Origin of the sequence: Butyrivibrio sp. XPD2002, assembly GCF_000423945.1 — a bacterium.
GTDB lineage: Bacteria > Bacillota > Clostridia > Lachnospirales > Lachnospiraceae > Butyrivibrio.
Genome location: NZ_KE384116.1, coordinates 19,768 through 31,668, shown reverse-complemented (window position 1 = coordinate 31,668; position 11,901 = coordinate 19,768). Strand labels below are relative to the sequence as shown.

At 43.8% G+C, this 11,901-nt stretch carries 12 protein-coding genes; 2 read left to right on the top strand and 10 right to left on the bottom strand.

Annotated elements, in window-relative coordinates; all coding sequences use genetic code 11:
• Nucleotides 1-38: 38 nt before the first annotated feature.
• The 4 genes from G587_RS0118745 to G587_RS0118730 all read right to left on the bottom strand — a co-directional run bounded on the left by G587_RS0118745 (nt 39) and on the right by G587_RS0118730 (nt 4,891).
• Entirely contained in the window at nt 39-839 is an 801-nt protein-coding gene (locus G587_RS0118745; protein WP_196812622.1) for a metallophosphoesterase, read from the bottom strand.
• A 193-nt stretch (nt 840-1,032) separates the two neighbouring features.
• Nucleotides 1,033-2,079 (bottom strand): M42 family metallopeptidase, encoded by a 1,047-nt coding sequence (locus G587_RS0118740; RefSeq protein ID WP_026493493.1) that lies wholly within the window; start codon nt 2,077-2,079, stop codon nt 1,033-1,035.
• Nucleotides 2,080-2,204: 125 nt separating this feature from the next.
• Nucleotides 2,205-3,422, bottom strand: coding sequence for an RNA-splicing ligase RtcB (locus tag G587_RS0118735; protein WP_026493492.1), 1,218 nt, complete (start codon nt 3,420-3,422; stop codon nt 2,205-2,207).
• Nucleotides 3,422-4,891, bottom strand: coding sequence for a DUF2828 family protein (locus G587_RS0118730; protein WP_026493491.1), 1,470 nt, complete (start codon nt 4,889-4,891; stop codon nt 3,422-3,424). The genes G587_RS0118735 and G587_RS0118730 overlap by 1 nt, the downstream gene beginning before the upstream one ends.
• A 337-nt stretch (nt 4,892-5,228) precedes the next feature.
• On the opposite strand from G587_RS0118730, the gene G587_RS0118725 reads away from it, so the two are divergent.
• Nucleotides 5,229-6,215, top strand: a complete 987-nt coding sequence (locus G587_RS0118725) for a WYL domain-containing protein (RefSeq protein ID WP_026493490.1) — start codon at nt 5,229-5,231, stop codon at nt 6,213-6,215.
• 28 nt (nt 6,216-6,243) lie between these two features.
• Nucleotides 6,244-6,885, top strand: a complete 642-nt coding sequence (locus tag G587_RS0118720) for a trimeric intracellular cation channel family protein (protein ID WP_026493489.1) — start codon at nt 6,244-6,246, stop codon at nt 6,883-6,885.
• A 140-nt stretch (nt 6,886-7,025) separates the two neighbouring features.
• Here the strand turns inward: G587_RS0118720 and G587_RS0118715 are convergent, their stop codons facing one another.
• From G587_RS0118715 to G587_RS0118690, 6 genes are all read right to left on the bottom strand, one after another.
• Nucleotides 7,026-8,102 (bottom strand): hypothetical protein, encoded by a 1,077-nt coding sequence (locus G587_RS0118715; protein ID WP_026493488.1) that lies wholly within the window; start codon nt 8,100-8,102, stop codon nt 7,026-7,028.
• Between the two features lie 46 nt (nt 8,103-8,148).
• Nucleotides 8,149-8,931 (bottom strand): ImmA/IrrE family metallo-endopeptidase, encoded by a 783-nt coding sequence (locus G587_RS0118710; protein WP_026493487.1) that lies wholly within the window; start codon nt 8,929-8,931, stop codon nt 8,149-8,151.
• 13 nt (nt 8,932-8,944) lie between these two features.
• Nucleotides 8,945-9,280, bottom strand: a complete 336-nt coding sequence (locus G587_RS0118705) for a helix-turn-helix transcriptional regulator (RefSeq protein WP_026493486.1) — start codon at nt 9,278-9,280, stop codon at nt 8,945-8,947.
• 176 nt (nt 9,281-9,456) lie between these two features.
• Nucleotides 9,457-9,909, bottom strand: a complete 453-nt coding sequence (gene bcp / locus G587_RS0118700; protein WP_026493485.1) for a thioredoxin-dependent thiol peroxidase — start codon at nt 9,907-9,909, stop codon at nt 9,457-9,459.
• A 38-nt stretch (nt 9,910-9,947) separates the two neighbouring features.
• Nucleotides 9,948-10,712 carry a nucleotidyltransferase domain-containing protein gene (locus G587_RS0118695; RefSeq protein ID WP_026493484.1) on the bottom strand — a complete coding sequence of 255 codons (765 nt, stop codon included), beginning with the start codon at nt 10,710-10,712 and terminating at the stop codon, nt 9,948-9,950.
• A complete protein-coding gene (locus G587_RS0118690; protein ID WP_026493483.1) occupies nt 10,709-11,728 on the bottom strand; it encodes a nucleotidyltransferase domain-containing protein in 1,020 nt (339 codons plus the stop codon). The genes G587_RS0118695 and G587_RS0118690 overlap by 4 nt, the downstream gene beginning before the upstream one ends.
• Nucleotides 11,729-11,901: the final 173 nt, after the last annotated feature.

Sequence of the window (11,901 nt, the reverse complement as noted above, 5' to 3'; positions counted from 1 at the left end):
TTTTATGATTATTCGGCAGCTATTTGTCGAATCCTCGATTATTCCGTGATATCAATAATCACAACCTCAGGATGATTGAAGAATCTGGGATAAGGTTGCCTCAACCTGGCAAGTCCTCTGCTAACGACCATTTTAGAGCCGTTGCTGAGTTCATATACGCCATCCACAAACCTTGGGAAAAGGCCCTGATTCGGCGCGTGAACTCCAATCTGCGTGAATGGAATTTTCCACTGTCCTCCGTGAGCGTGTCCGCAAAGCACAAGATCAAAGTCATAGTTTTCGTAAATATCCACTTTTTCAGGCCTGTGTGATAAAAGTATCCTGAAATGATCTTCATCAGATTCAGCCAATGCCGTATCCAGCTGTGCAAAAAATTCCTCAGAAGTCATGTAGGTAGGGTCATCCACTCCGCATATATCAACCGTGGTCCCGCCGATCTCCAGCTGACTTGCAGCGCCCTCAAGAACCGTAACTCCTGCAGCAGTCATGAAATCCTTTATAACTCCTATTCTGCCACTCCAGAATTCATGGTTTCCTGACACGTAATAGCAGGGATATTTCGCAGCGATTTTATCTATAAAAATTCGTGCGGTGGTGTCCTTGAACCTATCATCCACAATGTCGCCTGATAACAGAATCGCATCCACATTCTCACGATCGATCCTGTCAATGAGGTCTGCCTGGTCCGCCCCGTAGAGCTCCGAATGAAGGTCCGTCACAAGCGCAAACCTCACAGGATTCGTAACCTTCCCGCCACTGCTGATTGTTACGTACTCCGTCACCGGGATTTCATACCACGCAGTTGCTGCGATCAGTATCAGGATTACTATTAAAATCACCTTGAATCGTTTTGTTTTTAAAAATTTAAATTTTTCTTTTTTCATAATGCACTAATTCTACCATATCTATCTAAAAAAACGAAAAGACGACCGCCGTAGCGATCGCCCATCTATATTCACTTTTTTTATTATATTTTCAATTTTTTATCAGCTCATTTATAATCACAGATTTATCACTCTATTTTTTGTGATATTACAGCGCGTACTGAATCAGGAGTCTGAGCACATTCTCTGCGCCATCTCTGTGGCTTCTCTCATAGCCATGAGATGCATAAACACCTGCTCCGATAAGTCCGTGCTTCAAGTCGTTTCCTGCTTCGAGAGTTGCCTCAACATCACTTCCGTAATGAGGATAAATGTCGATAGCATAGTCTGCACCGCTCTTCTTGGCAGCTTCCACAAGTCCCTTTACGATCTCGTAGTTGTAGGGGCCGCCGCTGTCCTTAGCGCAGATGGAAACCTGCTTCTCTGTACAGGTAAGGCCGTCGCCGACACATCCCATATCTACTGAGATTGCTTCTGTACAACCTTCAGGAACGCTTCCGCATCCACCGTGTCCAACCTCTTCGAAAACTGTGATGTGAGCATAAAGTGCTCTCTTGGGAGTAATCTTGTTATCCTTGATGTACTTTGCAAGGCCCAGCAAAATTCCAACGCTGAGCTTATCATCAAGGAATCTTGACTTGATGTAGCCTGACTTTGTAACTCTCACATTGGGCTCAAAGCAAACGAAATCGCCCACGGAAATACCGAGCTTTTCAGTATCTTCCTTGCTATTAACATCCTCATCAAGGACAACCTCGCAGGTATCCCAGCTTCTCTTTGTGTCATTGTATTCACCGTTTACGTGAAGTGATGCGTTGTTGAGCTGGAAGGTTCCTTCGTAAATTCCGTCGAACTTTGTTACAACGCGCACGTTCTCAGTCTCTGCATTGTTGGCATTCATTCCGCCAAGATTTGTAAGTTCGAGTCTTCCGTTGTCCTTAATGGTTGCAACCATTCCGCCGAGGGTATCTGCGTGTGCCTCAAGAAGAAGTCCGTCATTCTTATCCTCTCCTGTAAGGTCAACGACAACGCCGCCCTTATTTGTCTTAGTCGCCTTAAAACCGAGCTTTTCAAACTCGCTCTTCACCCAGTTCGCTGCTTCCTCAGTGTATCCTGTGGGTGAATCAATATTCAGAAGAGTTGTAGTCTCTTCAACTATAAAATCCGTATATTTTGTTAATGCAATTTTCTTCATGTTTCCCTCCTGCAATTATTATTTCAAGCTAACATACCTTATCTAATATATCGCTTTTACGCATATAAAAAAAGTCACCTGACGGTGTTTTTCCGCCAGATGACAACTTTTCATAAATTCAAAACTTAATCTGCTGCCTTGAAATTGTAGATGGGCTTCATCACATCCACGATATCCACCGACTCCTTTATCACATCGATGATGTCATCAAGAGATTTATACGCCATTGGCGCTTCATCTAAAGTCGCCTCGCACACGGAAGAAGTGAACACTCCCTTCATAGCCTCCTCGTACTCCTCCATGGAGATATTGTTCTTGGCTGCAGTTCTGGGCATAAGTCTTCCTGCGCCGTGGGGAGCTGAGTAGTTCCACTCAGGGTTGCCCTTACCAACTGCTAAGACTGAGCCGTCTCTCATGTTTATGGGAATCAGCACCTTCTCGCCCTTGTGAGCTGCGATGGAGCCTTTTCTTAATATCATCTCATCTGTGTCGATGTAGTTGTGGACTGTATGAAAAGCCTCTCCGCCTGCAATTCCCGCCTTCTCCAGCAGGATCTCTGCCATCTTTTCGCGGTTTCTCGTTGCAAAGCGCTGACAGATCTCAACATCGTGAAGGTAGTCCTCCAAGTATTTTCCTGATAAGTAGCAAAGGTCCGCAGGCATGGTGCCGGGGAACTCATTGTACTTTTTATTGTACAGTTCTTTCAAGGCAGCCTGGATCTCATTGCGTCTCCCCTGCTCCTTGTAAACTCTGATAAGCTCATCTCTTGCCTCGAAATACTCGCCGATACCCTTATCAAGGTCAACCGCCAGTGACTGGTAATACTCAGCCACCTGCTTGCCAAGGTTTCTTGAGCCTGAATGGATAACCAGGTACTGGGTTCCATCTGCTGCCTTGTCCACCTCGATGAAGTGGTTACCGCCGCCAAGTGTGCCCAGAGATCTCTCGAGTCGCTTTGTCTCCTTCAGCATTCTGTAGCAGCAAAGCTCTGTCAGATCGAATCTCTCAGTTCTTCCCTCCCACACATTACGTCCTGAAGGGATGAGAAAAGCTGCAGCGTCAAGCTTCTCTAAATCGATAGGATTTTTTCCTACATTAACTGTGTACATGCCGCAGCCTATGTCCACGCCCACCACGTTGGGAACCGCCTTGTCCCTGATGGTCATGGTGGTTCCGATGGTGCAGCCCTTGCCCGCATGAACGTCCGGCATGATTCTTATCTTGGAGCCTTCTGTCATGGGAAAGTCGCACATTCTGCGGATCTGCTCTATAGCCTCGTCCTCTACTACCTTCGCGTAGCAGATGGCTGTGTTTACTTTTCCCTTTATCTCAATTGTGTTCATTATATTATCCTCTCATATCTTTTTGATGTGAGAACGCTCATCATAAATTTGTAAGGTTCGAGATCGCCCTCTTTTAACATCGAGAATATCTGAGGTGAGCAGCCTGAAACAAGTGCCACACCGCGGTCGTTCATCTTAACAGGCTGCTGAGCATTGCGGCTGTTCACATTCCAGAAAACTATCTGGGGAAGCTTGTAGCCGTATCTCGCAAATTCAGCCTTTGCATGCTCGAAGTTGGTAGCCTTTGCATTGCCCGCACAGCAGTCAAATTCCATATCAGAAATGATGTAGAGCTTCTCAGGCATGTCAGGCTGCTTCAATCTATTGTTGACCGCAGTTCTGAGGATAAGGCTGAAGGTCTTCTCGATATCTGTGTTTGCACACTCGTTGAAGCCCATGCAGTAACGAACCTTTTCCACAATATCTCTACCCTTTATCTCAACTAATCTGGGATTGGTCGAGAAGGTTATGAAGTGATTATGAAAAGCGCCTGTATTCCTCTCTGCAAAGTAGATGCCAAGTGACTGGGCAACCGCTGCAGGAGTAGTACCCTGACCCCAGTACATGGAGCCTGAGCCGTCGACAACAACCAAAGAATTTTCAGCGCCTGCAAAGTTCTCAAGCGCGTTCCAGGTTGCATTCATGGCACGTCTCTCACCCTCGGAAAATGTAGCTCTTCTTATCACAGGAGCTATCACATCGTAAGGTGCAAGGGTGCCTGTGTGCATAACTGAAGGATCTTCCTCTGCTCTTTTTATGAAGGTCTCGTATCTGGCTCTGTCATTTCTGATGAAGGCCTGTCTGTATTTATATAAAGCCTTGGAAGGCTGCTTCTCATAAGCGAAGGTGTAGTCCTTTTCTCTTAAGTTGTTCTCGATGATTTTGATCTGGGTTCTTAATGCTGATAAGGTTTTTCTGTACTCAGCATCTGTCATACCCATGGCTCTTGCGATCTTTCTTGCGTTTTTCACAGCTTCCTTGTTGCTGGTGTTAACTGAAGGGAGCCATTTTGCAAGAAGTGATACGGTCTCGTTTTCTGCATGAAAACCGGCCATGATCTCGATATCGTGCTTCAAGGTCTTAGCGATGTAAGCCATAACTTCCTTCTCAACAGGTGTGCCGATGAGAGCAAGAAGGTCATCGAATCTGCCGTACTCCGCCACGTTCTCGATATTCTTTTTAACAGATTCAGGCTCAGTTATGGCAAGGAACTCAAGGATCACTCTGAAAACTCTTCTCTCACCAAGACCGCCTCTGATATCTCTAGCAAAGAAAAGCATTTTCATTGCAAGATCAGCATCCTCTGCATAAGCCTTCATAAATCTGCAAACTATATCATCATCGGAAGCTCCTCTAAGCGCTCCGATTGTCGCGAACATATCGAGACAATCGGACTGAGTTGATACGTATGTAACTGCGCCGTTTTCTGTATTAGTTTTATTCGCTTCTTTCTTTAAAAACTCTAACATAATTTTATCCTCCAAAAACAAGGTGCCTCTGCCCCTTCGGGCAGATTTTTCGATTGACAGTCGATGGTAGTAATTGCTGTATGCACCTTTTATTGTTGCCCTTCAAGACACGTCTCCCTTGCGGGGCGGGATTTGAACCCGCGAGCGGGACCGGAGTCCTGCCTGCCAACCACGTTGCTGTTTGTGTCTTTGGCTTTGTTGTGATTTAATCATAGCTCAGGAAAATGGATATAAAAAGATGCAGTTAGTTTACATTCCGCAACCCCAATATGATATAATAAATGCGTATATTACGTTTATTATTTCATTTTTCATAACCCCATTTAAGAGGTACTCAATGACTGAGAAATATAAAATATATTTATCTGAGGATACAAGATCAAGACTAATTAACGATGCTGAGCTTTTTGAGTTCACCAAGAAGGACGAAACCGTCAACCTCAACGCATTCCTCAAGGTCCTCATCGTCAATTACTTCGATCAGTACAGGCGCGACAGCGAAGCGCTGCTTAATAGCATAATGGCTGATATCACCGGCATGACCTTCATATCCGATAAGGATGCGTCCCTGCTCGCGGATAGGATCGTCAGCACCTACATAAAGAGCGATAAGGTATCAAACTCCAAAAACATAGCCGTGACCCTTACCGTAAGCGGCTCATCCTATGATATAATCCGGATTATTGAAAACAACATGCTTCGCGACACTTCCCTTTCGCAATACCTCAAGGATATGTTCAATTCATACCTTTCAATTCCAAGGGATCGAAGAGAGGCAATCATTTTCAAGGATACCTACGAGGATATAGAAAAAGCGCTCAAGACTCACCATATCATGACCTTCACTACCACTTCGTCTGAGCGTGATCACTCCTTCACCGTTGAGCCCTACTTCATAGCGCCTTCGAAGGAGGAGCAGTGTAACTACCTGCTGTGCAGAGACATACGCTCACAGACTCCGAGAACCTTCAGAATTTCCAGGATCAGGAGCGCCTTTGTGACGTCAGATATATTTGATATTGATGAAAATCTGCAAAAAGAGCTTCAGGAAAAGGCTGTCAGAAGTCCTCACTCTGTATCGGCGACCGTATCTGCCGTAGTGAAGCTTAATAAATACGGAAAAAGGATGTTCAAGGTAATCACCAAGAACAGGCCCATTGTCTCAAAGATCGAAGGCGATCTCTATTACTTCGACTGGCCTGAGCTGCAGCTGGAGGATTACTTCAAACGTTTGGGAAGAGATGCCGTTGTGATAAAACCGGCTTCTCTTAAGGAAAAGCTGCGTAAATACTACTACTATGCTTTGAGAGAATATAGTAAATAAATTACAGATAATATTGAGGGACTAAGTTATGTCGTTATCACTTTTAGTAATTTTTGATTTTATAGGCACAGTTGCCTTTGCAATATCCGGAGCGATCACCGGAATCCATAAGAAAATGGACATATTCGGAGTAAACATTCTAGCCATCATGACTGCCTGCGGAGGCGGACTCACCAGAGACATCGTTATGGGCAATTTCCCGCCGCAGATGTTCATCAATCCATTCTATGTCATTGTTGCAGCAATTGTGGCAAATATCGTATTTTATATAATGTATTATCGTAAGGGTATGCCTGCAAAATTCTCAGGCATATATGACAAAGGACTGTTTATCTCAGACACGCTGGGACTTGCAGCCTTCATGGTAGACGGTATTATGATTGGAGCTAACTTTGGATACGAGGATGACCTGTTCCTTCTGGTATTCCTTGGCTTTATCACAGGTGTCGGCGGCGGCGTTCTGCGCGATGTCCTTTCAAACCAGATGCCCGCCATTTTCGTAAAGCATGTTTACGCACTTCCCGTTATTATTGGTGGAATCACCATGGTCATCATGCATGAATTCATGCACACCTGGACCATAGCCATGGTAAGCAGCTTCGCCCTTGTTATCCTGTTAAGAGTTATGGCGAGACACTTCCTATGGAATCTTCCGAAAGTAGAATTATAAAAAACTGGCAGGCTGTATGAACAACACATCATAATCAAAGTTCGCCATATCCTGACCTTCCTTTCATTGAATTACCAAGTTAGTTATCTGAACTTACCTCTCTATTGTAATTCAATTGTGTGCCATTATTTTTTAAAAAATCAGGAATTTTTTATTAAATTATCGGGGAACTGGATCCAGTCAATTATGATCTGTCTTGAATCCCACTCATCATTCAAAGTATTGAACTCATCTTCGGTTATATCGTTCTTCGTATCTTGAGCTGCGGTATAGAGGTCCGTGTAGTCTCCCGTGATATGGATAGGCCTTTCGTAATAGCCCAGGTACTCATCTCCCATGAATCCTCTGTTACCCCAGTCAATATCTCTCAGATCCATGCTGTTTGCGATCTCTGCAGCGTCAAAATGCATTCTCTCCGTGCCCCAGTAAGCAGCTCCGCCACTACCGTAATTGTAAATGTATCCGTCTGAGCCAAGCCAGAATGATTCCCTACTGCCGCCTTCGCAGATCTTTACAACCTTTCCATCAACCAGCGCAAAGGCTCTCTCAAACACACTTCCGTTACTCCATTCCGAATCGCTGTCATGCATTACTCCGAAAAGCATCTCATAGGTTCCATCGCTGTCCAGGTCCACATAGGTGTAACCAACATTGTGGAGATCGAAATTGTAATCCATTTCATAATAGGAGCCGGTTTTCATAAAACTGTTCTCCTTATTATCCCTGAGCACCAGACTGCTTCCGGAATAATCCTTGCCGGTATTATAGCTCTGGTTCTGCTGTTCCATGACATAGTTATAGGAATCTATCACGCTTGCAAAGGCGTCCGCATAAAGCTCATTATATTTTTCGATCAGCGCCTGATCTGTCAGTCTGTAGGTATACTGACCGTTGTTTTCCTCGAGATATGTGCGGTCAAAGGTGCCGTCGCTTGCTGTGGTTGTTTCCGGTACGGTGGTCTCATCTGAAGCTTCTTCTGTTGCAGCCTCTTCCTGAGTTGCAGTATCCTCCTGAGCCTCGTCGGTTGTTTCGATATCTGCTGTACCTGTTGCCGCATCAGTATCTGTAGCAGAAGTATCTGTTTCAGCATCAACCTCAGCATTCTCCGTAGAGTTAATTTCTGTTGCCCAATCTGTGTCAGACCCGGATTTTGTTTCTACAGCTTTATTTTCTGCAGCTGGCTTAGAACATCCTGCTGCCAGTATTGTTGTTGCCATTAAAAGTCCCCAAATTTTATAATTCCTCAAACCATTTTCTCCTTTATCAATAATTAATAGGTTGAACATCTATCTTGTCGCTGATATCTTCATAAGATAGTTGATAGCATTCCAGCACTTTTTCCAACGTCTCTCTAGGGATCGCGTTATGATTATAATTGTAAATAACGTAATCTATATACTCATACGGAATACCAATCTCATTACTTGCTAAGTTCAATCTGATATTTCCTGATGCGCTGCGAAGAAGATTTCCAACCCTTTTCTCAATCTTTTCATTATCCAAGCGCAATTTCTGGTTTGAACCTATTTTCCCAAGACTTTCAAGTCTGTTAAGTGCCATGTCAAAACTCACACTGAACTCAGACATAATTCTGGCAATATCCATTGCTGATAGCGCTCCATTTTCCTGATTAGCTATCTCAAGATCAAGAAAGCGGGAGACATCATCCGCAGGCATAAGAAGACAGGCTGCAAAATAATTCGCCTCCTGCTCTTTAACATCCATATTGCCTCCAGCAATCGTAGTATTGTTATCAATAAAGGAACTGTTCTCCTTAAAGTGCAATATAACATGCCCAATCTCATGAGCTAAGGTAAAAATCTCCCTTGAAAGTCTATTGGATGAATTTGTAAATATAACCACATCTTCATCTTTCTTAGTAGCAAAACCAAGGTCTGCATTTTCTCCCAGCGGATATCGAAGCAATTTATATCCACATCTGTCACATTCTCTGAAAAGATCCATAATGCCGTAGCGGCTAATCTTACATTTTCCCCTGAAGGCATCTGCTTTAATACGAATTTCTCTTTTTCTACTCTCCTGCATTTAAACACCCCTTTTAATCCATCTCTCTCTGGTGAAGTCGGTCATACATGTGCTTATTTGCGTAGAATAAATCAAGCATATCAAATATTTTATCTGAAGAGGCAGTATCTTCCGCGCCTGTCCTGTATGCAACAGCAGGTGTTTCATCAAGAACTCTTGTAATATCTGCAACTGTTACACTAAGGGCCTTAGCAATTCTCGAAAGAATATCAAGTGTGATACTGTTGGCTCCGTTCTCAATACGAGCATATTTCTGCCTGCTCACACCTAGATGTTCAGCCATCTGCTCCTGTGTAATATCGTTTGCAATTCTTAATGCCCTGATTCGGCTTCCTAACATTTTATTCATTACAAAACCTCCGTTCCCGATATGATAATACCATAGATGGATTCAATATCAATATTAAATGTTATAATTTTATAACATTTTAATATTTAAATGTTACATCATCAAAACATAAAAAAGACCGTATGATTTACTCATATCGGTCTTTTTGCTCTATTTTCTTCTCTTCCAAACTTTTCTTACAGTTCACCCAACATTTTCTCAGGATCATCAGCAGCCTTAACCTTATCATTAGCCCTGATGATGATTCCCTCTTCATCTATAAGATATGTGGTTCTCACAACTCCCATGGACACCTTGCCATAGTTCTTTTTCTCCTTCCACACATCATAAGCCTCTATGACCTTGCGCTCAGGATCTGCGAGAAGCGTGAATGCGAGCCCGTACTTTTCCTCGAATTTCTTGTGAGAAGCAACAGTGTCCTTGCTCACTCCTAGAACCACAGCTCCCTTCTCTGTAAACTGAGGATATCTTTCTGAAAAGCCGCAGGCCTGCTTGGTGCAACCGGCTGTGTTGTCCTTCGGATAAAAATACAGAATCACCTTTTTACCTCTGTAATCTTCCAGCTTATGCATAACTCCGTTCTGATCCGGGAGTTCAAATGCAGGTGCCTTTGTTCCTATTTCTAACATGAATAACCTCCTTTTCCAACTTTTCTCTTATGTTCATTTCACTTATCCAATATTTCCAAAAACAGTTTTTCCAGTGCTGACCAGTCCCTGTTATGATCATCGGGCAGGCTGTCAGCAATTTCCTTCTGCTTTTCCACCTCTGTCTCGATGAACCTTTTAATCACTGGAAGCTGCGGATTTTCTTCCTTTTCCGTGGTCCTCTTTTTTATCTCAAGCAGCTCATCAATAGCCGTCCTGAGCTCAGAATCAATATTGAGTGCAAGAAGATCATCAAACAAAACCGGTGGCGCCTCATGCTTCTCCTCAATATACAAAGCTGCCATCAGCGGCCGCAGCGCATAGAAGTACTTCTTGTATCTCACCATATCCCCTGTAAGATACTCGCTATATGTTTTGTTGGCCGTGCCGTAGTAATGATAGACCGCCGATTTTTCTGAAAAATACTGCCTGGACACCTCAGTTATCTTCTTCCATTCAGGAGTTGTTCTATAGACGATAGGAGAGCCGCTCCACTCGAAAAGTGTGGCATTTCCGCGGGCGAACTGCTTCAGCGCCTTTTTGAGATCCCATCCGTTTATATCCAGAACCTCGTCAAGCTGCCACTCAATGACGTCCCTTGGCTCATCAAGCCGAAGATAGTCCTCTTTTTTCCTGACGTAAACAAACCTCACATCATAGTCGCTATCAGGAGATGCGAATCCCCAGGCCCTGCTTCCGGACTCAACCGCATGCAGAATGCGCACGTTTTCCCTCTCTTCAATTTCATCAAGCTTTTCATTTATCTCTTTTTCAATATCTCTCATAACAGTTCACCGGTTGCCGCATATCTGTTGATTCTCTCCACAAACTTCTCAACCTTCTCCATATCAGGGTTATCGGGAAGCCTGGTGTTCGCTGCGGCTTCATCTAATCTTCTCTCATACTCCTCAAGTATTTCATAGAAGTCCTCGGAAAATGTGCCATCCGCCTTCATGAAATCACCTCTGCGAATTGCAAGAAGTGTCGGAAGGTCCTCTGTCCTGTGTGTGATGATCTCGCCCTTTTCAAGAATATCAATTGCCATCATGAAAAGTCTGATAAGGTGCATGGCGTGTTTATTAAGGTGGTTGTCATCCTTTTTCTTGTTGCGTTTTCCTATCTTGTCGTAATCACGAATGACGCTCCTCATCACACCCCAGATATCAGCGTAATCTCTTAGCGCAAAATGCTCGTAATTTGCATCAACAAAGATTTCCGTGTCGAGCTCGGGATTCTCAGCCTTATCGATGTAAAGTCTGATGCTGCCATTTTTTCCATAATATCTTCTGTTCACATCATCAAGGGCATTCATGACCGATTTTAATATGTGCTTCTCCCTGTCACTCTGAGGAAGCGTGTCCCGCGCGATAGCATTCTGGAGCCTGCGAAGCTGCGCATCAGCATATCCCCCGAATGATTTGATAGCTCTTTTAGACAGGAAAATACTGGTGTTATCGATCAGCTCCTGTCCAAGCTCCGACTTGATCAGATACTGGTCCTCGTCAAGCCCAAGAATCTCACAGGTATTGGGATTGCACTCCAGGAGCAGTTTTACATGCTTGTTGAATCCATAAATAACCGTATCGGTCTTGTCATCCTCGTACTGATCGAATTCAGTCATCCCCAAAAGATCAGAGGGCATCTGAAGTGTCACGCCTCTAAAGTCAATGTCGCTGCCCTCATTGTTGGTCCCGTATGAATAGCTGCCTCCAAGTCCCAGCAGCATTATCCTGTTCCCTAGTCTTTCATTTGTGCGAAGGAAGTCGTACTCCTCCGAGTTCATAAGCTTCTTAAAGTCCATTAAATACAAAACCTCTTTCAACTTAACCGGGACATATCATTCCCTGGTTCCCATCTACCATTCATTTATTTTATACTATAAATAACTCTAACATTTATTCTAGCTCAAAGAAATCGTAAATACACATGAAAAAAGCGTATCAACAATAATGATACACTAACAGGAGGATTGTT

Excerpts from the sequence above, each read along its gene's own strand:
- G587_RS0118735 (WP_026493492.1), bottom strand. The coding sequence starts at position 3,422 with ATGAACACAATTGAGATAAAGGGAAAAGTAAACACAGCCATCTGCTAC.
- G587_RS0118715 (WP_026493488.1), bottom strand. The coding sequence starts at position 8,102 with ATGGCAACAACAATACTGGCAGCAGGATGTTCTAAGCCAGCTGCAGAA.
- G587_RS0118730 (WP_026493491.1), bottom strand. The coding sequence starts at position 4,891 with ATGTTAGAGTTTTTAAAGAAAGAAGCGAATAAAACTAATACAGAAAAC.
- G587_RS0118725 (WP_026493490.1), top strand. The coding sequence starts at position 5,229 with ATGACTGAGAAATATAAAATATATTTATCTGAGGATACAAGATCAAGA.
- G587_RS0118740 (WP_026493493.1), bottom strand. The coding sequence starts at position 2,079 with ATGAAGAAAATTGCATTAACAAAATATACGGATTTTATAGTTGAAGAG.
- G587_RS0118720 (WP_026493489.1), top strand. The coding sequence starts at position 6,244 with ATGTCGTTATCACTTTTAGTAATTTTTGATTTTATAGGCACAGTTGCC.
- G587_RS0118695 (WP_026493484.1), bottom strand. The coding sequence starts at position 10,712 with ATGAGAGATATTGAAAAAGAGATAAATGAAAAGCTTGATGAAATTGAA.
- G587_RS0118690 (WP_026493483.1), bottom strand. The coding sequence starts at position 11,728 with ATGGACTTTAAGAAGCTTATGAACTCGGAGGAGTACGACTTCCTTCGC.
- G587_RS0118710 (WP_026493487.1), bottom strand. The coding sequence starts at position 8,931 with ATGCAGGAGAGTAGAAAAAGAGAAATTCGTATTAAAGCAGATGCCTTC.
- G587_RS0118705 (WP_026493486.1), bottom strand. The coding sequence starts at position 9,280 with ATGAATAAAATGTTAGGAAGCCGAATCAGGGCATTAAGAATTGCAAAC.
- bcp (WP_026493485.1), bottom strand. The coding sequence starts at position 9,909 with ATGTTAGAAATAGGAACAAAGGCACCTGCATTTGAACTCCCGGATCAG.